23 protein-coding genes are annotated in these 17,356 nt (G+C 42.3%); 16 read left to right on the forward strand and 7 right to left on the reverse strand.

Annotated elements, in window-relative coordinates; genetic code table 11:
* Positions 1–6 precede the first annotated feature (6 nt).
* From AC1DXF_RS25985 to pdxH, 3 genes are all read right to left on the reverse strand, one after another.
* On the reverse strand, positions 7–363 hold the full coding sequence (locus tag AC1DXF_RS25985; RefSeq protein ID WP_477451617.1) for a BlaI/MecI/CopY family transcriptional regulator: 357 nt from the start codon (positions 361–363) through the stop codon (positions 7–9).
* 360 nt (positions 364–723) lie between these two features.
* Entirely contained in the window at positions 724–1,221 is a 498-nt protein-coding gene (locus AC1DXF_RS25990) for an NADH-quinone oxidoreductase subunit C (RefSeq protein WP_477451618.1), read from the reverse strand.
* Positions 1,218–1,865 (reverse strand): pyridoxamine 5'-phosphate oxidase, encoded by a 648-nt coding sequence (pdxH, locus tag AC1DXF_RS25995; protein WP_477451619.1) that lies wholly within the window; start codon positions 1,863–1,865, stop codon positions 1,218–1,220. The genes AC1DXF_RS25990 and pdxH overlap by 4 nt, the downstream gene beginning before the upstream one ends.
* 106 nt (positions 1,866–1,971) lie before the next feature.
* On the opposite strand from pdxH, the gene AC1DXF_RS26000 reads away from it, so the two are divergent.
* Both AC1DXF_RS26000 and AC1DXF_RS26005 read left to right on the forward strand, forming a co-directional pair.
* Positions 1,972–2,535, forward strand: coding sequence for a YqgE/AlgH family protein (locus AC1DXF_RS26000; RefSeq protein ID WP_477451620.1), 564 nt, complete (start codon positions 1,972–1,974; stop codon positions 2,533–2,535).
* A 211-nt stretch (positions 2,536–2,746) separates the two neighbouring features.
* Positions 2,747–3,628, forward strand: a complete 882-nt coding sequence (locus AC1DXF_RS26005) for a glycosyltransferase family protein (RefSeq protein WP_477451621.1) — start codon at positions 2,747–2,749, stop codon at positions 3,626–3,628.
* A 135-nt stretch (positions 3,629–3,763) separates the two neighbouring features.
* On the opposite strand, the gene AC1DXF_RS26010 is transcribed toward AC1DXF_RS26005, so the two are convergent.
* Positions 3,764–4,978 (reverse strand): BaiN/RdsA family NAD(P)/FAD-dependent oxidoreductase, encoded by a 1,215-nt coding sequence (locus AC1DXF_RS26010; protein WP_477451622.1) that lies wholly within the window; start codon positions 4,976–4,978, stop codon positions 3,764–3,766.
* On the opposite strand from AC1DXF_RS26010, the gene AC1DXF_RS26015 reads away from it, so the two are divergent.
* From AC1DXF_RS26015 to AC1DXF_RS26025, 3 genes are read left to right on the forward strand one after another with little or no spacing between them, the layout of a single operon-like run.
* Positions 4,977–5,588, forward strand: a complete 612-nt coding sequence (locus AC1DXF_RS26015; protein WP_477451623.1) for an NADH-quinone oxidoreductase subunit A — start codon at positions 4,977–4,979, stop codon at positions 5,586–5,588. The two genes, AC1DXF_RS26010 and AC1DXF_RS26015, sit on opposite strands and share 2 nt — an antisense overlap.
* Positions 5,581–6,063, forward strand: a complete 483-nt coding sequence (locus AC1DXF_RS26020) for an NADH-quinone oxidoreductase subunit B (protein WP_184549335.1) — start codon at positions 5,581–5,583, stop codon at positions 6,061–6,063. Before AC1DXF_RS26015 ends, AC1DXF_RS26020 begins: the two co-directional genes overlap by 8 nt.
* A 13-nt stretch (positions 6,064–6,076) precedes the next feature.
* Positions 6,077–6,529, forward strand: a complete 453-nt coding sequence (locus AC1DXF_RS26025) for a DoxX family protein (protein ID WP_477451624.1) — start codon at positions 6,077–6,079, stop codon at positions 6,527–6,529.
* A 148-nt stretch (positions 6,530–6,677) separates the two neighbouring features.
* Here the strand turns inward: AC1DXF_RS26025 and AC1DXF_RS26030 are convergent, their stop codons facing one another.
* On the reverse strand, positions 6,678–8,438 hold the full coding sequence (locus tag AC1DXF_RS26030; RefSeq protein ID WP_477451625.1) for a DUF885 domain-containing protein: 1,761 nt from the start codon (positions 8,436–8,438) through the stop codon (positions 6,678–6,680).
* 84 nt (positions 8,439–8,522) lie between these two features.
* Here AC1DXF_RS26030 and AC1DXF_RS26035 point away from each other — a divergent pair, with 84 nt between their 5' ends.
* The 11 genes from AC1DXF_RS26035 to AC1DXF_RS26085 all read left to right on the forward strand — a co-directional run bounded on the left by AC1DXF_RS26035 (position 8,523) and on the right by AC1DXF_RS26085 (position 16,138).
* A complete protein-coding gene (locus AC1DXF_RS26035; RefSeq protein WP_477451626.1) occupies positions 8,523–8,645 on the forward strand; it encodes a hypothetical protein in 123 nt (40 codons plus the stop codon).
* Between the two features lie 78 nt (positions 8,646–8,723).
* Positions 8,724–9,590, forward strand: a complete 867-nt coding sequence (locus tag AC1DXF_RS26040; RefSeq protein WP_477451627.1) for a tetratricopeptide repeat protein — start codon at positions 8,724–8,726, stop codon at positions 9,588–9,590.
* Positions 9,591–9,681: 91 nt separating this feature from the next.
* Positions 9,682–9,870, forward strand: a complete 189-nt coding sequence (locus AC1DXF_RS26045; protein WP_477451628.1) for a hypothetical protein — start codon at positions 9,682–9,684, stop codon at positions 9,868–9,870.
* A 362-nt stretch (positions 9,871–10,232) separates the two neighbouring features.
* Entirely contained in the window at positions 10,233–10,442 is a 210-nt protein-coding gene (locus tag AC1DXF_RS26050) for a hypothetical protein (protein ID WP_477451629.1), read from the forward strand.
* A 108-nt stretch (positions 10,443–10,550) separates the two neighbouring features.
* Positions 10,551–11,756, forward strand: coding sequence for a hypothetical protein (locus AC1DXF_RS26055; RefSeq protein ID WP_477451630.1), 1,206 nt, complete (start codon positions 10,551–10,553; stop codon positions 11,754–11,756).
* A 146-nt stretch (positions 11,757–11,902) separates the two neighbouring features.
* Positions 11,903–12,325 carry a 30S ribosomal protein S12 gene (rpsL, locus tag AC1DXF_RS26060; protein ID WP_090645085.1) on the forward strand — a complete coding sequence of 141 codons (423 nt, stop codon included), beginning with the start codon at positions 11,903–11,905 and terminating at the stop codon, positions 12,323–12,325.
* A gap of 19 nt (positions 12,326–12,344) precedes the next feature.
* Complete coding sequence (rpsG, locus tag AC1DXF_RS26065; RefSeq protein ID WP_090645082.1) at positions 12,345–12,812, forward strand: 30S ribosomal protein S7; 468 nt, start codon at positions 12,345–12,347, stop codon at positions 12,810–12,812.
* Between the two features lie 176 nt (positions 12,813–12,988).
* Positions 12,989–15,100: an elongation factor G gene (gene fusA, locus AC1DXF_RS26070; RefSeq protein WP_477451631.1), complete on the forward strand. Its 2,112-nt coding sequence runs from the start codon at positions 12,989–12,991 to the stop codon at positions 15,098–15,100.
* Between the two features lie 134 nt (positions 15,101–15,234).
* Positions 15,235–15,540: a 30S ribosomal protein S10 gene (gene rpsJ, locus AC1DXF_RS26075; protein WP_022830652.1), complete on the forward strand. Its 306-nt coding sequence runs from the start codon at positions 15,235–15,237 to the stop codon at positions 15,538–15,540.
* A 104-nt stretch (positions 15,541–15,644) separates the two neighbouring features.
* Positions 15,645–15,854: a hypothetical protein gene (locus AC1DXF_RS26080; protein WP_477451632.1), complete on the forward strand. Its 210-nt coding sequence runs from the start codon at positions 15,645–15,647 to the stop codon at positions 15,852–15,854.
* Positions 15,851–16,138, forward strand: coding sequence for a type II toxin-antitoxin system RelE/ParE family toxin (locus AC1DXF_RS26085; RefSeq protein WP_477451633.1), 288 nt, complete (start codon positions 15,851–15,853; stop codon positions 16,136–16,138). The genes AC1DXF_RS26080 and AC1DXF_RS26085 overlap by 4 nt, the downstream gene beginning before the upstream one ends.
* A gap of 328 nt (positions 16,139–16,466) precedes the next feature.
* On the opposite strand, the gene AC1DXF_RS26090 is transcribed toward AC1DXF_RS26085, so the two are convergent.
* The gene (locus AC1DXF_RS26090; RefSeq protein ID WP_477451634.1) at positions 16,467–16,880 is read right to left on the reverse strand and encodes a VOC family protein; all 414 of its coding nucleotides are present in this window, start codon (positions 16,878–16,880) and stop codon (positions 16,467–16,469) included.
* 100 nt (positions 16,881–16,980) lie between these two features.
* Positions 16,981–17,328: an MmcQ/YjbR family DNA-binding protein gene (locus AC1DXF_RS26095; protein WP_477451635.1), complete on the reverse strand. Its 348-nt coding sequence runs from the start codon at positions 17,326–17,328 to the stop codon at positions 16,981–16,983.
* Positions 17,329–17,356: the final 28 nt, after the last annotated feature.

The raw sequence follows: 17,356 nt of genomic DNA on the forward strand, positions 1-17,356 counted from the left end.
TGGGGTTTATTGTTTTTCAATCAGTTTAATAATCTCTTGCAGGTCTTTTGCGCTTAGCTTTTTATCCTTGGCAAAAAAGGTTACCAGGTCTTTATAGGAGTTTTGGAAGTAGTCGTTCACAAAACCGCTCATAAAGCGTTTTTTGTATTCTTCCTCTTTAATGGCCGCGCTGTAGCGCAGGGAATTGCCCATTTTTTCACTCTTTAAAAAACCTTTACGTTCCAGTTTTTTTATAGTTGATGCAAGGGTGGTATATGGCGGCTTGAGTTCCTCCATCTGGTCAAGAAAATCTTTTATAAAACCCACCTCGCATTGCCATACCGCCTGCATGGCTTCTTCCTCTTGTTTTGATAATTTTTCCATTATTAACTACGATTATTTCGTAAATCTACGAATAGTTCGTAAATAACAAAATTATTTAACAAAAATTAACAAAGCCGGGAATTGGACGTTATCATATTGAAAATTTGGTATAAAAAAAGCCGTAAAAACGGCCTCTCCTGCAGTTTATATGTAATTGCTTAGCCAGATGCAATTATGCACCGTTAGGTGCTACCTGTTTGTAGCATTTGTTAAAAAAAATAAATTGCTCCGTAGGTGCAAACCCAGGCTGCAAGGTAACATGCATGGTAGTGAGGGTAGCCTCTACGAGGCAAAATATTTTGGGCCGTTCTTGCTACAAACGGGTTGCACCTAAGGTGCATTTTACCTCATCCTGCTTATTTAATCTATCTTAATACCCTTATAATACTCCGCTGCTTTATAATCTTTTCTCAACGGGAAACCATCCCAGTCATCAGGCAATAAAATGCGGCGCAGGTCGGGATGATTGGTAAAAAAGATGCCTAACAGGTCGTAAGCTTCGCGTTCGTGCCAGTCGGCAGTGCGGTATATGGCAGTAATGCTTTTAAATTCAGGCAATTGGTCGCTTTCGCGGTCGTGGGGCTTGCTTATCTTCAAGGTAAGCTGTGTTTTATAAGGAATAGATGCGAGGTGATAAACCACACCATAACGATTAGCCTCATCGTTATAGTGCAGCCCGCTGATGCTCGATAAAAAATCGAAATATGTTTTGGGGTTGTTACGCAACTCCAGGCATACCCGGTCAATATCATCGGGGTTAATTAGCAAGGCAGGCTGCAAGCCGCCGGTTTCTTCGCCGGCAATAACAGCCTCGCCAAATTTTTTGGTGAGTAATAATTTAATGTCGTTAAACATCATGGGGCCAAACGTACTTTTTTCCAGGTTTTTTTATCAGTTTTCTTGTAAAGGATGCGGTCATGCAGCCTACTTGGCCTGCCCTGCCAAAACTCTACAAGCTGTGGCTTTAAAATATATCCTCCCCAGTATGATGGTTTCGGAATTTCCTTGCCTTCGTATTCGGCTGTAAGCTGGGCTTGTTTTTCTTCCAGTACTTTCCGGTCTTCAATTTCCTGGCTTTGCGGCGATACCAATGCACCTATCTGGCTGTCTATAGGGCGCGAGTGAAAATACCGTTCAGATTCTTCCTTGCTCAATTTCTCCAATGTACCTTCAATGCGCACCTGGCGTTCCAGTTCGCCCCAAAAAAAGGTAATAGCGCCATGCGGGTTTTTAGTTATTTCTTTACCCTTGCGGCTCAGGTAATTGGTATAAAACATAAACCCCTCTTTATTAATACCTTTCAGCAAAACAATACGGGCCGATGGCTTTCCGTTTGTAGTTGCCGTAGCCAGTGTCATGACGTTAGGTTCGGGCAATTTTGCGGCCAGCGCTTCGTTAAACCATTGTTCAAACTGGTTCATCGGGTCGGCCTTGGTGCTGTTTTCCAATAAAGTAGCGGCAGAATATTCCTGCCTTAAATTTTGTAGTTGCTGCTCGTCCATTTGTGCAAACTTACTAATTAATTAATCCGTATATATTGATATATTTCATTTTCACATTTGAACATATTTTCAGTAAGCTTGTTGTGTTATTTAAATTTAAACCTGTATGTTAAGTACTATATCGGCAGCCGCCGGGCGTCTGCTTATTTCGGAACCATTTATGATGGACCCGAACTTTAAAAGATCGGTCATTATCCTCACAGAATTTTCTGCCGACGGTGCCATGGGCTTTATTTTAAACCATCATGGCGAATATATGCTTGGCGACGTACTGCCCGATGTATCCTACTCCGAAATGCCGGTGTATGAAGGCGGCCCCGTGGGCAAAAACACCCTGCACTTTATTCATCGGGCACCCGAAAAAATTGACGGCGGTATTGAAATTGCTTCCGGCGTATTCTGGGGCGGCGATTTTGAACAAATAAAAAAACTGGTGAGCAACTACCAGCTTAACGAAACCGAGATTAAATTTTTTGCCGGCTATTCCGGTTGGACACCACAGCAACTCGACGAAGAAATTGCCGCCGACAGCTGGATAGTAACCGACAAGTTTGCCCCCGAAACCCTTTTTGAAGGTGAAGAGCACAACTTATGGAAAGATGTAATTAAAGGCCTGGGCAACCGTTACGCGCATATAGCCAATTTCCCCGAAAATCCGGCGTTGAATTAGTTTGCAGTGGGCGGTTTGCAGTAGTTGAAAGGGCAATCCCGCTGGCCGGGCTGTATACTCATACGCCGATATACCAATGTCATTAAGCTAAGAATCTTAAATGATTTAATATCGGACACTGAATGTCGAATAATGAACAGAAGACTTCGGCGTTGGACATTCAAAATTCATTATTCGATATTATTTGGACTACTGTATTACCTTTGCCTTAATGAAAGTATCCGGATTTACATTTATCAGAAACGCGGTTAAAAACGATTATCCTATTGTCGAGGCCATTAACTCTATTTTACCCCTTTGTGATGAGTTTATTGTAGCCGCCGGGAACTCTGACGATGGTACCCGCGAACTGATTGAGGCCATCGGATCACCTAAAATCAGGATCATAGATACCGTTTGGGACGATTCGCTGAAAGATGGCGGCCGTGTATTCGCGGTTGAAACAGATAAGGCTTTCGCGGCCATATCGCCGGATAGCGACTGGGCATTTTATATCCAGGGCGATGAGGCAGTGCACGAAAAATACCATCCCCTAATCAAAAAGGAGATGGAAGATGCCTTAAGCAAGCCCAACATTGAAGGCTTGCTGTTTAAATACCTTCACTTTTACGGCTCCTATGATTACTATGGCGATTCGCGCAGGTGGTACCGCCGCGAGATCCGCCTGGTAAAAAATATCAAAGGCATTCATGCCTACCGCGATGCGCAGGGTTTTCGCCTTAACGACCGGAAGATTAAAGTTAAGCTGATTGATGCTTACATTTACCATTACGGCTGGGCCAAACCCCCGCAGGGATTAAATAACAAGATCCGCAACTTCAATAAGTTTTACCACGACGATGCCTGGATGGAGCAAAACCTGCCCGAAACTTTTGAGTTTGACTACAGCAACGCCGATAAATTGGTACGTTTTACCGATACCCACCCTGCACCTATACAAAAACGCATTACCGCCACCAACTGGAATATTGATTTCAGCACCAAAGAACTGCGCAAAGCGATGACTTTTAGGCGTAAATTTTTGCAGTTTGTGGAGAAGTATACAGGATGGCGGATTGGGGAGTATAGGAATTATGAGATAGTGGAACGGTAAAGGAACACCATCTGTCATCCTGAACGTAGTGAAGGATCTATTATACGTCTTGCATAGGCACTTACAAAGTTTGCGAATAGATGCTTCGTACCTCAGCATGACAGGGGGATCGCTACATTTATTCCATGTTATTCCCTATATATTCTGCGCAATCACAAACCCACTGGCCCAGGCCCATTGAAAATTGTAGCCGCCAAGCCAGCCGGTTACATCCACGCATTCGCCGCCGAAGAACAGGCCGGGGACTTTTTTAGCTTCGAGGGTTTTGGACGATAGTTCATCTGTGGATACGCCGCCGCGCATTACTTCGGCTTTGTCGTAGCCTTTATCGCCGGCGGGTTTTACTTTAAATTCGTGGATCAGCTGGCTGATATCTTCAATCTCGGTTTTGGTGAGCGATGCCAGGTTTTTCTCAACAGGGAGCCTATCGCTTAATGCTTCGGCAAACTTGCGGGTATACAGGCCAGCCAGGTAGGCCAGCAGCATTTTTTTGCCGTTGGTTTCTTTTTCCTGCTGAATCAGGTCGGCAATGTTTTGGTTGGGAAGCAGGTCGATATTGATGGTTTCACCGGGTTTCCAGTACGAGGAGATCTGCAATATGGCCGGGCCGCTCAATCCCCAGTGGGTAAACAGGATATTTTCCTCAAAGCTGGCCCTGTCGTTCCAAACACGGCAAAAAATGCTATTGCCGCTCAGTTGCTCAAACCATGGCTGATCTTTGCCTGTAATCGTAAGCGGCACCAACGCGGGCGCGGTATCTGCTATTTTTAAACTGAACTGGCGTGCAGTCCTCAATCCAAAATCGGTAGCGCCCATTTTGGGGATGGGTAAACCACCCGCTGCAATAACCACACTTGGCGCACTGATAAATTCCTGCCTGCCATTAATCTCAACCCGAACGGTAAACCCATCCTCAGTTTTCTCAACCAGTTTTACGTCGGCATTGCACCATATAAGTTGATCAAGGTCGGTACACAGGTCGGTAAATACGTTTACAACGTCTTTGGCCTTATCGCTCTCGGGGAACAACTGGCCTAAAGTCTTTTCTTTGCCTACGATGCCATAAGTTTCAAAAAAGCTGATGGTATCATCTACCGTCCATTGCGAAAAGGCCGATTTACAAAAGTGTGGATTTTGCGATATAAATTGCCGGTCGGTAGCGTACAGGTTGGTGTAATTGCAGCGGCCGCCACCGCTAATCAGGATCTTGGCCCCTACACGGTCGGCTTTTTCTAATATGAGCGTACGCTTGCCTAAAAAGCCGGCTTGTACCGCGCACATGAGTCCGCAGGCGCCGCCGCCAATAATTATTGCGTCGAAATCTGTTTGTTTTGTTAATTTTGTTGTCATGACCGAGGTTTCGCAAATATCAGAATTTGGAAAGATACTCATCTTTCTTATCACCGGGATAATAATGGTGTGCGTGATATTTTTTTTCAACAGGTTACTGGCCCCCAGCAACCCCAATTACGAGAAGCTAACTTCCTATGAATGTGGCGAAGAGCCTACCGGCAATGCCTGGCTGCCCTTTAATTCGCGTTTTTACGTTATTGCGTTAATATTTTTATTGTTCGATGTCGAGATGGTGTTTGTATTTCCCTGGGCCACCGTTTTTGGCAACCACGAGCTGATAGCCGCCGATAGCCGCTGGGGATGGTTCTCGCTGGCAGAGATGTTTATATTTTTAGGTATCCTGATTTTAGGCCTGGTTTACGTTTGGGCCAAAGGCGATTTGGAATGGATAAAAGCCAAACCAACCGTGCCCACAACCGATGTAAACATCCCGCTATCGTTTTACCAACAATTGAACCTGGAACAGGGCAAGTTTGTTGTAAAACCATTTAGCATGACCAACGAACCTGTTTCACCGGATCCTGTTGCTGCCGGTGCCCCGGCAGAGGCGCCCCCGGTACGCAAGCCCATGTTTAAACCCACTTTTAAAAAGCCCACAAATGAGTAGCGATATAACCAGCGAAGACGGCGGTGTAGTGATCACCAAAATGAACGACCTGCTTAACTGGGCGCGTTTATCATCCCTTTGGCCGCTCAGCTTCGGGATAGCCTGCTGCGCTATTGAAATGATGGGTTCTATGGCATCTACGTATGACCTTGATCGTTTTGGTGTTTTCCCCCGTCCATCAGCCCGCCAGGCCGATGTGATCATTATAGCCGGCACGGTTACCTTTAAAATGGCCGAACGCATTAAACGCCTGTACGAGCAAATGCCCGAACCTAAATATGTGATATCTATGGGTTCATGCTCCAACTGTGGCGGCCCGTACTGGCAGCACGGCTACCACGTTGTAAAAGGTGTTGACCGGGTGATCCCCGTTGATGTATACGTACAAGGCTGCCCTCCCCGCCCCGAGGCTTTGATTGGTGCTATTTTGGAATTGCAGAAGAAGATTGAGGGGGAGCATTTGATAAAGGCGTAGAGAAAATTCATATATGAAAGTCCTCATCGTCCTGCTTTCAGCTTTCACCCTTTCCGCCCTCGTCTCCCATTTTTTTATTGGCGATTGGAATCTCATTTTCAGCGGTAACCTGGCCATGATGCTTATGCTGTGTTTCTCCGCGTTAGGCCATTTTATGTTTACCGATGGTATGGTAATGATGATGCCTGCGTTTGTGCCTTTTAAAAAGCCCTTAGTGTACATTACCGGCATATTGGAACCTGCATTGGGTATCGCTCTTTTATTTTCGCAAACCAGGCATGTCACCGGTATTGCCTTATTGGTAATGTTTGTGCTGATGCTACCTGCAAATATTAACGCCGCCCTAAAACATATCAACTTTGAAAAAGCCACTTACGATGGCAGCGGCCCCGGGTACCTGTGGTTCAGGGTACCGCTGCAGTTATTATTTATTGGGTGGGTGTTGTATTTCTCGGTTGGGGTGTAAAAAATTTTCTATCCCGGTGAAATTGCCAATAGTTTGAGCAGCAGCCGGGCAGATACTCACCATTTCGGTCCATTTTAAAATTCGCTAAAAAACCTATCTTTAGCTATCCAACCAATTATGATATATGGGTGGCACAAGCTTCAGCCCTTTACAGTACTTCTCCCCATGAACTTTTATCCTTTAGCATGATTTCCCTCAGCATACCAATTTGCGGCATACCGTGGTCAAGCACTGTATCGTGGAATTTTTTGAGGGAGAAAGCGGCCCCTTCCTGCTTTTGGTAATCATCGCGTAGTTTCAGGATTTCCAGCTTGCCAATGGTGTAAAACAGGTAGCCCGGATCAAAGGTACCACGTATGGCCTCCTGGCGCGATGGCTTATCGCCCTGGTACCAGTTGTTCATGAAAAATTTGGTGGCATCATCTACATTCATGCCCTGAGTATGGGTTTTGATGGATACGCATAAGCGGCAAAGCCTCAACAGCGCATCGCCCGATTGTGCCAGGCGGTATTTGGCTGCCTTTACAGAATCGCCGTTGTGGCCGTAGCCTTCGTCGGCCATCATTTTTTCGCAATAGTGGGCCCAGCCTTCAACAAAAGCGTAGCTGCCGAAAATCTTTTCAATTTTGGTAGCCGACGATGCATTCAGGTGCAAAAACTGGGTATAGTGGCCCGGGTAGGCTTCGTGGATGGTTACATTGTCGGTGGTATAATAGTCAAACTGTTTTAACCAATCCTCTTTTTGCCGAGCCGTCCATTTAGGATCAACCGGTGTTATATAATAATAGGCCTCGGTGGCGGTAGTTTCAAACGGACCGGGGGTATCCATTGATGCGGTACCTGTTGCGCGGGCGTATTGCGGTGTTTCCTCCACCTTAACCCGCACCTGCGATGGCATGGTCACGATGTTTTTATCAATCAAAAACCGGCGAATCTGTTCCAGGTTCTTTTTAGCATCCGGAATCAGGCTTTCGGCAGTTGGATGGTCTTTTTGCAGGTCGTGATATACATCAACCGGTTTTTTATTAGGGTTGATGACCCTGGCCGCGGCATTAAACGAATCTTGTTCTTTTTTTAACTGGGCCAGGCCAATTTCCAATACCTTATCGGGCGTAAGTTTTATCCCTTCGCTGTATAACAGCATTTTTTGATAGCTGGCGGTGCCTATTGCGTATTTGTTATTGGCTTTGGGGAGTTTTTCCTTTTTCAGATAAGCCGCAAAATCATTTACAGCTGCTATAGCAGCTGCGTTAACCTTGTTGAAGGTTTTCATGAGCGTATCGTTCTTCACATCTTTTAGGGCCACCTTCAAGTCACCTCCCAAAAAAGCAGCCGAGCCTTCTGCTATCTGGATAGCGGTTTCTACATATGGTTTCGCCAGGGTATCATTCAGGTTTAGCCGGGCATCGGCCATCATTTTAGGGGCCTGTTTTTCTATCGCGATGATAGATTTCACCCTATCCGCTATCGGTGCAAAATTCCGTTTTATATAAATACTTACGTCAACCGCGCCTGCGTAGGTCATGGGGTTTTTAGTGTAAATCCCCAGGTCTTCGAAATTCCAGAGTTCCTGTTTAATGGCCGAGTGTAAAATACGGTAATCGTAAAATGTTTTGGGGGTAAACGATGCAGTATCAGCGGAGTCAAGTTTGGTATCAAAATCTTTTAACCGCGCCAGTTCTTTTTCGATAGAGGCCTTACTGATATCGGTAACCTTTCCATCGTATTGGTGATATCCAAGGGCTACACCATTGGCTGGGCGCCAGGCCAGGTAACCGTCGAGGTAGTCGTCGGCAATTTTCTGGAAGGCAGCATCGCCGGATACTGTATCACTGTTATTGGCTGCGGGCTTAGGCTTGCAACCGGCGAGGATGCAAAAAGGAATAATCAGTAAGGATAACTTTTTCATAATGATAGAATTGTAAAAACCTAAGTTAATAGTTTTGAAAACAATTAACAGCTAACTTATATTATATCAATAAAACATACTACTATGAAAAAGAAATTCACCGGTATACTGTTGCTTGCTGCAATGATTGCCACTTTAGCTACCAGTTGCGCGCCACCGAAGAATATGCCGCATCCGCCACCGCCGCCAAAACCGGCAGCGCCATAATAAAAAAAGCCTTCAACTGTAAAAAGTTGGAGGCTTTTTTGTTGATAATAACGCGCTGGTAACCTATATTTAAAGGCTATGAAATACCTATTCCTATTATTGATCCTATGCTGCGGATGCACGGTTAGCATGGCGCAATCCAAAACCTATACGGATACATCGTTAAAATTTGATCAATGGTATACCAAACTCGAAAAAAAGTGGGTGGTGACATCTAAAAGAGATGCAGATGAACACTATTTTTTTGGTTATATCTATATTGACCATAAAAACGGTTTTACTGTTGATCTTCGGGGTCTTTTTAAAGTAGATAAAAATAATAAATATGTAAGAGATACTGTAATGTTTAAAAACCAGTCGATAAAATATCGAATTTCAGAGACTTCTGAGTTATATGCCCTTTTACAACCTAAACACTTTGTTGAACTTGGTATACAAGCGGAGCCTGACTGGATAAAAACCTATTACACCTATACAGATACCGTAGCCCATGATTACCGCTGGGGACGGATCTATAATGACCGTAACGAATCGGCAATTGCGTTAAGTTACCTGAATGAAGCAAACCTGCTAAAACCACATGAGCCGAAGGTGGAATTTGAGCTTGCCTTTGCTTATAATGTTTTAGAACAATATGATAGTGCGATAAAAGTATTGGAAACAGCCATACCCTATAAGCCCGATAATATGGTTTTTTATAAGGAGCTGGGCTACGCGTACATGAAGAAAAAGTTATTTGAGCAGGCCATCGCGACCTATAAAAAAGGTATATCGAACGCACCCGATAAAAAATCGGATGCAAAAGGCGAACTGGCATTTAACATGGCAACCTGTTACAAAAACACGGGCAACCTGGCCGATTATAAAACCTGGATGCTGAAAGCCAAAGAGTTTACCCTGCCAGAATCGCCCTATTACCAGCAGATCATCGACGCGGGTTTTTAATAAAATGCCCCCTCGGTTAATCCTTTTCAAAAACAAATCGTCATATATATGTACGTTGTTTAATTAACAGGTACCATTAAAATTAAACACCATGAAAAAGAGATTTGTTGCATTTGCACTATTAATATCAGCAGTAGTAGTATCGGTATCATCGGGTTGTGTGGTACGCGATGGATATGGACGAGGAAACCATCACGGCAGGTATCACGACCGCGATCATGACGACCACGGACATGGCCACGACCATGATTACAACCAGGGTGGATATAACCACTACTAATTAAAGAAATTGTTTTGAGTGATTGTTTGTGAGTGATTGATGGCAAGGCGGTGAGTAATCACCGCTTTGTTTGTTTATATAGGTTGCCGCCCCGTTACTAAACTGACCTGAAAAACTTATTTGTATCCTAAACCCCGCAATAGCGATGGACGTGGATACCGGCCAATGTGGCTAAGGCCGGTGCAGTATGAACAGACAGCGCGGGCCGCAGGCATTGCCATAGGAAAGTAGCAAGTAGTTAGTATCAAGTAGCAAGACAGCCACATAGTGGATCAAGAACGAAAGTTATTTTTCTGATAGAAGCTACAAGCAACACGCCTGCAATATTACAATTTTCAGTATTTTTGTTTAAACAGTTAATCATGGTTCCCTTTGACTCAACGCTTGAAGATATTATGCAACTGGATTTTGCATCCAGGGAAATGCTACTTGAAATTTTACAAAGGCGACAAATTGAAGCACGTAGGAACGAGATAGCCAAAATAGCTAAGAAATCCTTAAAGGAATTTCAAATGGGAAAAGGCGTTCCACTTTCGGCTAAAAATGCTATTGCTATACTTAACATCCCATAAATTTATATATCGTCATTAGAAAAAAATATTTTTATCCAATGACCTTTGAAAGCTAGCCGCAAGCCCGGGAGATTTTCTTTCAAAGTTCTAAAAAACTTAGAGCCAAAGATGAACAAGGACAAAATATTAAGCCTTTCAATTGAAACTTGGAACGAAAGTTTTGTAGGGATTTCTGCGCTTGATGTATCCGATAGGATCGATTTGTGCCACTCCGAAGTCATGTCAATTATGAAAGAACTGCAAATGGAGGGGAAAGGGCATATAAATGAAGACGTTTTATTATATCAGGTGTCATTTAATTCAAAATCAACAATTAATAACAGGATTATACCTGAATCAAAACCAATCCACACGCATGTTTTTTTTCCATCAAAAGATATTTTAACGGAGCATTTCCTAGCGAACTCAAAAAAATATATTGATCAAGGCAACTATTCAAAATTGATTCACAAAGGAGGAGACCAACTTGAATTGATTTACTTTGAGATCGATGTTTTGTCGAAATATTCAAATAAGCTGGAGATATATTATTTACAAGACGATGTTACTGGAGGAACGTTGAAACTCTCTTCACATTATCTAAAAGATAAAAATGATTCAGAATTAGATGAAATATTTTTTGACAAAGTTTGGTATGGCAAAAGGAAACAAAGTAACGGCCATCTATCTGTTTGTGTCATGCTTATTTATCTTTCTAAACTTCCAATAAAAGAACAAAACTATTGGAGTTCATTCGAAATACGAGACCCCTTGTTTATAACAGATGATGGTGATTTTTATAATTTTATGTCAAAAGCATTTCGGGGAGAGTGGGTAGAAAGCAATGATCCAGTTGAAGGACTAAAATCTGCTTTTCAAAGTATAAATTATGTTTTAAATTTGAAAGTCTTTAAAAAGATTCACAATCCATACTTAAAATATCCTAACACAAACACATATAAAGAATTTGTCGATTGTAATAGTGAATTGTATAAATTGATAGGTCCAGACAACATCGATTTATCTTCATTAAAAAGGATTTTTTTAGACTTTTGCAATGGAGATAAAATGGATTTTTTTCACGAAGTCTCAAAAAGAGAGTTGTCTACTTTACAGGTATTTGAATTGATTTTAAATCGAATTAATAAGAACCTTTGTAAAGAGTTCAAAGCTCATTGGAATAAAATAAAAGATCATAGAATTTCTGGCGACCACAAAATCACTATACCACTTTCTAATGATGATTTGTATATTGACATTTTTCGCGATATCTGTCGGCAAACAAATATTATTATAAATGATATCGCCATAGAGTTTCAAAAGCTTGCTAAATAAACATTTTACCCCCCAATGCCCCCTTCCATCCACCAAACCAACCCTTTACAAAACTTTTTCTGCGCAATCCCTTGAAAATCAAAAAATACTCCGTACCTTTGCAGTCCTTAAAATAAGGATAAAACTGTAAATACAAAAAGGAAAAAATGCCTACTATTCAGCAATTAGTTAGAAAAGGTAGAGTAGCTCTGGTTGACAAGAGTAAGTCGCCAGCGTTGGACAGCTGTCCACAGCGAAGAGGAGTATGCACACGCGTGTATACCACTACCCCTAAAAAACCAAACTCAGCAATGCGTAAAGTTGCCCGTGTGCGCTTAACCAACGGAAAAGAAGTAAATGCTTACATCCCAGGTGAAGGCCACAACCTACAGGAGCACTCTATTGTTTTGATCCGCGGTGGTCGTGTTAAGGATTTACCAGGTGTACGTTACCACATCATCCGTGGTGCGTTAGATACATCAGGTGTTGCCGGCCGTAACCAACGTCGTAGTAAATACGGAACAAAACGTCCTAAACCAGGTCAGGTAGCTGCACCTACTAAGGGCGCACCAGCTAAGAAGAAAAAATAATTAAGGAGGATAGAAAGCAATGAGAAAGTCAAAACCAAAAAAGAGAATTATCCTTCCTGATCCAAGGTTTAATGATACCCTGGTTACAAGGTTCGTAAATAACATGATGTATGATGGTAAAAAATCTACCGCATACGCTATATTTTATAACGCAGTTGATATTGTTGAAAAGAAAACCAGCGAAAGCGGTTTAGAAACCTGGAAAAAGGCTTTAAACAATGTTATGCCTGCAGTTGAAGTTAAAAGCCGTCGTGTTGGTGGTGCTAACTTCCAGGTACCAACCGAAGTTCGTCCGGAGCGTAAAATCGCTTTAGGTATGAAATGGTTAATCAGCTATGCCCGTCGTCGTGGTGAAAAAACCATGATGGAGAAATTAGCCGGCGAGATCATATCAGCAGCTAAAGGTGAAGGTGCAGCAGTTAAAAAGAAAGAAGATACGCACAAAATGGCTGAAGCCAACAAAGCGTTCTCTCACTTTAGATTTTAATTATTGAATTAGTGAGTTAGTGAATTATTGATTTAGTAACATTAGGCTAATCAGTAATTCACAACTTTGCAAGTTCATTAATAAAATTACTGGATAATAGGATCAGTGATTTGAAACCATTAAAGTAATTTATTTTTCATTCACTAATTCACTAATTCAATAACTCAATAATTACTATGTCAAGAGATCTAAGATTTACAAGAAATATAGGTATTGCCGCTCACATTGATGCCGGTAAAACTACCACTACCGAGCGTATACTTTACTATGCTGGTGTAAGCCACAAAATTGGTGAAGTACACGAAGGTGCAGCTACCATGGACTGGATGGCACAGGAGCAGGAACGTGGTATTACCATTACATCTGCTGCTACTACAGTAAACTGGAATTACAGGGGTCAAAAATACCATATCAACATTATTGATACACCGGGCCACGTGGATTTTACCGTTGAGGTAAACCGCTCGTTGCGTGTATTGGATGGTTTGGTGTTCCTTTTCAGTGCTGTTGATGGTGTTGAGCCACAATCAGAAACCAACTGGAGGCTTGCAAATAACTATAACGTTGCCCGTATAGGCTTCGTTAACAAAATGGACCGTTCCGGTGCCGACTTTTTAAATGTTGTAAAACAGGTAAAAAGCATGTTAGGCAGCAACGCCGTGCCTCTTCAATTGCCAATTGGTTCTGAAGAGAAATTTCAGGGTGTGGTTGACTTAATTAACTGGAGAGGTATCGTTTGGAATGAGCATGATAAAGGTATGACCTTTACTGAAGTGCCTATCCCAGAGGATATGATCGAGGAAGCTACCGAGTGGAGAGAAAAATTACTTGAATCAGTAGCTGAGTATGACGAAAGCCTGATGGAGAAATTTTTTGATGCTCCTGAAACAATTACTGAACGCGAAGTGCTTGACGCTTTACGTAAAGCTGTTTTAGATGCTAAAATTGTTCCTATGGTTTGTGGTTCATCTTTCAAAAACAAAGGTGTACAAACCATGCTTGATTACGTGATGGAACTGTTGCCTTCGCCAATGGATGTTGAAGGTATTGTAGGCCACCACCCAGATACAGGTGAAGCAATTTTGCGTAAGCCATCAGAAAAAGAACCATTTGCAGCTTTAGCGTTTAAAATTGCGACAGATCCTTTCGTAGGTCGTTTGTGCTTTATCCGCGTATACTCAGGTAACCTTGAGGCTGGTTCATATGTGCACAACATGCGTTCAGATAACAAAGAGCGTATTTCACGTATATTCCAGATGCATGCTAACAAGCAAAACCCTATCCCTAACGTAGGTGCAGGTGATATTGCAGCGGTAGTAGGCTTTAAAGATATTAAAACAGGTGATACCCTGTGCGATGAGAAACACCCGATCATTCTTGAGTCGATGAATTTCCCTGAGCCGGTTATCGGTTTAGCTATTGAGCCTAAAACTCAGGCTGATGTTGATAAATTAGGTATCGCTCTTGGTAAATTATCTGAAGAGGATCCAACTTTCCACGTAAAATCTGACGAAGAAACCGGTCAAACCGTTATTAGCGGTATGGGCGAGCTTCACTTAGATATCATCATGGACCGTTTGAAACGTGAGTTTAAAGTAGAGGTTAACCAGGGCGCGCCACAAGTTGCTTACAAAGAAGCAATTACAGGCACCATTCAGCACCGCGAAACTTACAAGAAACAAACCGGTGGTCGTGGTAAATTTGCCGATATCCAGGTTATACTTTCACCAAATGACGAAGGTAAAGAAGGTTTACAGTTTGTGAACGAAATCAGCGGTGGTTCAATCCCTCGTGAGTTTATCCCATCTGTTGAAAAAGGCTTTGCAGCTTCAATGGCAAACGGCGTATTAGCCGGTTTCCCGTTAACAAGCTTAAAAGTACGTTTAATTGATGGTTCGTTCCACGCGGTCGATTCAGATGCGCTATCTTTCGAGTTAGCAGCTAAGATGGCTTACCGTGAGGCATTGCCAAGGTGTAAACCAGTATTGTTGGAGCCTATCATGAAAATCGAGATCCTTACCCCTGAAGAAAACATGGGTGATGTAATCGGTGACATGAACCGTCGTCGTGGCCAGCTTTTAGGTATGGATTCACGTGCAGGTGCGCAGGTAATTAAAGCTACTGTACCACTTTCAGAAATGTTTGGTTATGTAACCCAGTTACGTACCATCACCTCTGGCCGTGCTACTTCAACCATGGAGTTTGATCACTATGCTGAAGCACCACGTAACGTACAGGAAGAAGTAGTTGCCAAAGTAAAAGGCAAAAAAGCTGCTGCAAACGCTTAAATCAATTTTGAATTATTGAATTAGTGATTGAGTGAATTAAAAACACAAAAAAGCTAATTCAGTAATTCAATAAATCAATAATTCAATAATTACCCTAATAAATAGCTCTTAGGGTAATCTAATTAACAAACAACATGAGCCAAAGAATCAGGATCAAATTAAAATCTTACGATTACAACCTGGTGGATAAATCTGCCGAGAAAATCGTAAAAACAGTAAAGCCAACAGGCGCTGTAGTTAGCGGACCACTTCCGTTACCAACCGAAAAGAAAATTTTCACCGTTTTACGTTCACCACACGTAAACAAAAAGGCACGTGAGCAATTTCAATTATGCTCATACAAGCGCTTATTAGACATTTACAGCTCGAACTCGAAAACTGTAGATGCCCTGATGAAGCTTGAGTTGCCAAGCGGCGTTGAAGTTGAAATCAAAGTTTGATAGATGCCCGGCCCACTGAAAGGTGTGGGACAACATAAAAAAACACCATCCGGTTTCGGATGGTGTTTTTTTGTTATCAAAACAATTTATTGTAATTTTATAATATGGCGTCATATGTAGTACATCCCTCAAAAAACCAGGAAAAAGTTATTAAGGCTTTTTTTGAAGCACTGGAAATTCCTTTTGAAGAACAGGAAGAAGAAAACTTACCTGCTCATGTATTAGAAGGTATTGCTAAAGGACAGGTAGATATCCTTGCCGGCAGAACTGTAAGTTTAGAAGAATTTAAAAAGCGGTTAAGTTCTGCTAAATGATCTATACAATCGTTTTTTCTTCAACAGCAATAGAAACTTTCGATGCCATAAAATCCCAAATAGAAGAGCGGTTCGGAAATAAAATCGTAGCTGAATTTGAGGAACGCACCCTTAAAGTACTCAAGACAATTAGCCTGTCACCAGAAATATTTCAAAGTTTAAAACAAGCCGCCCATATCCGAAAAGGCTTTATCTATAAAAACTGCTCTATGTTTTATGAAGTAAAAGCAACCCAAATTGAGATTTTATTTTTTTGGGATAACAGGCAGGAGCCTATTTTATAAAACTCTTTTGCCCTAAAAATCTTACTACTTGATACTTACTACTTGCTACTAATAATAGCGATGCCTACGGCCCGGGCTCTCTGCTCATACTGCACAGGCCTTAGCCACATTGGCCGGTATCCGCGCCGATCCCTATCGCGAAATTTTGTCTGAACCGGAATTCATCGAATTAAATAATTAACAGAATTCTAAAAATTCTTTAATTCGATGAATTCCGACAAACTCACCTCAGATTTTCAGATAATTGCCATCATCTGCATATCTGAAATCTGCACGTCTGTAATTTGCACATCAAAAAATCTTACTACTTGATACTTGCTACTTACTACTAAGAAACATGTTGCGGCAGCTGGCTCATATCCATATACGCAAACTCCCATAGGTGGCCGTCAAGGTCCTGGAAACCCCAGCCGTACATCCAGCCATGGTCTTGTTTATCATTTGGAGTGGTGGCACCGGCGGCAACTGCTTTGGCTATCATTTCGTCGACAGCTTCGCGGCTATCTAAGGAGATGCAGTTAATGGCTTCAGTTACTTTAGTTGCATCCGCAATTTCCTTTTTTGTAAAAGTTTTAAAGAAAGGCTCGGTTATCAGCATAAAAAATATGGTATCACTTATAACCAAAGAACCAGCCATATCGTTGGTAAATTGCGGATTGAAGCTGTAGCCCAGGCTGGTGAAAAATTCGATTGATTTGTTAAGATCTTTAACCGGAAGGTTTACAAAAATTTGTGTTGCCATGATAGTTTGTTTTATTTGTTATGATACAAATGTAAACCCAACCATCCAAACCCATGCGGTGCAAATACGACAATTAAAGGGCAATTATTGACAGCCTTACCTACAACCCTATTTGCTTGCGTATTTTGGCCGGGAGCTTTTCGGCGATAAGCCAGTAAGATTGCTTGATGTAAAACTCCCAATCGTGGATGCCCAGGCAGCTGATATCAGCTATATGTACCCACTTATACCTGCCGATATAAGCCTGGGGCGAAAAGCAGTCCTTTTGCAGGGTTTCCTCAAAATCATCGTCCGGTACTTTTACAGATGCAGTTGGCGGCACAGAATCTGGCCCGGTAAACAGGAAAGTTTTACCGCCTACGTTGAAACATAGATGCTCGCCCAGTTTAATGTCTTCGGTTACGCCCGGCAGTTTGTGGCAAATGGATTGAAGGGTTTCTATGGTCATGATGCAGGGATTAGGAAAAACTTTTATT

This window comes from Mucilaginibacter sp. P2_A5, assembly GCF_056404995.1.

Coding starts and splice junctions, on each gene's coding strand:
- rpsL (WP_090645085.1), top strand. CDS start 11,903: ATGCCTACTATTCAGCAATTAGTTAGAAAAGGTAGAGTAGCTCTGGTT.
- AC1DXF_RS26080 (WP_477451632.1), top strand. CDS start 15,645: ATGGCGTCATATGTAGTACATCCCTCAAAAAACCAGGAAAAAGTTATT.
- AC1DXF_RS26015 (WP_477451623.1), top strand. CDS start 4,977: ATGACCGAGGTTTCGCAAATATCAGAATTTGGAAAGATACTCATCTTT.
- AC1DXF_RS26085 (WP_477451633.1), top strand. CDS start 15,851: ATGATCTATACAATCGTTTTTTCTTCAACAGCAATAGAAACTTTCGAT.
- AC1DXF_RS25985 (WP_477451617.1), bottom strand. CDS start 363: ATGGAAAAATTATCAAAACAAGAGGAAGAAGCCATGCAGGCGGTATGG.
- AC1DXF_RS26030 (WP_477451625.1), bottom strand. CDS start 8,438: ATGAAAAAGTTATCCTTACTGATTATTCCTTTTTGCATCCTCGCCGGT.
- AC1DXF_RS25990 (WP_477451618.1), bottom strand. CDS start 1,221: ATGATGTTTAACGACATTAAATTATTACTCACCAAAAAATTTGGCGAG.
- AC1DXF_RS26055 (WP_477451630.1), top strand. CDS start 10,551: ATGAACAAGGACAAAATATTAAGCCTTTCAATTGAAACTTGGAACGAA.
- fusA (WP_477451631.1), top strand. CDS start 12,989: ATGTCAAGAGATCTAAGATTTACAAGAAATATAGGTATTGCCGCTCAC.
- AC1DXF_RS26020 (WP_184549335.1), top strand. CDS start 5,581: ATGAGTAGCGATATAACCAGCGAAGACGGCGGTGTAGTGATCACCAAA.
- AC1DXF_RS26025 (WP_477451624.1), top strand. CDS start 6,077: ATGAAAGTCCTCATCGTCCTGCTTTCAGCTTTCACCCTTTCCGCCCTC.
- AC1DXF_RS26000 (WP_477451620.1), top strand. CDS start 1,972: ATGTTAAGTACTATATCGGCAGCCGCCGGGCGTCTGCTTATTTCGGAA.
- pdxH (WP_477451619.1), bottom strand. CDS start 1,865: ATGGACGAGCAGCAACTACAAAATTTAAGGCAGGAATATTCTGCCGCT.
- rpsG (WP_090645082.1), top strand. CDS start 12,345: ATGAGAAAGTCAAAACCAAAAAAGAGAATTATCCTTCCTGATCCAAGG.
- AC1DXF_RS26090 (WP_477451634.1), bottom strand. CDS start 16,880: ATGGCAACACAAATTTTTGTAAACCTTCCGGTTAAAGATCTTAACAAA.
- AC1DXF_RS26045 (WP_477451628.1), top strand. CDS start 9,682: ATGAAAAAGAGATTTGTTGCATTTGCACTATTAATATCAGCAGTAGTA.
- AC1DXF_RS26035 (WP_477451626.1), top strand. CDS start 8,523: ATGAAAAAGAAATTCACCGGTATACTGTTGCTTGCTGCAATGATTGCC.
- AC1DXF_RS26040 (WP_477451627.1), top strand. CDS start 8,724: ATGAAATACCTATTCCTATTATTGATCCTATGCTGCGGATGCACGGTT.
- AC1DXF_RS26005 (WP_477451621.1), top strand. CDS start 2,747: ATGAAAGTATCCGGATTTACATTTATCAGAAACGCGGTTAAAAACGAT.
- AC1DXF_RS26050 (WP_477451629.1), top strand. CDS start 10,233: ATGGTTCCCTTTGACTCAACGCTTGAAGATATTATGCAACTGGATTTT.
- AC1DXF_RS26010 (WP_477451622.1), bottom strand. CDS start 4,978: ATGACAACAAAATTAACAAAACAAACAGATTTCGACGCAATAATTATT.
- AC1DXF_RS26095 (WP_477451635.1), bottom strand. CDS start 17,328: ATGACCATAGAAACCCTTCAATCCATTTGCCACAAACTGCCGGGCGTA.
- rpsJ (WP_022830652.1), top strand. CDS start 15,235: ATGAGCCAAAGAATCAGGATCAAATTAAAATCTTACGATTACAACCTG.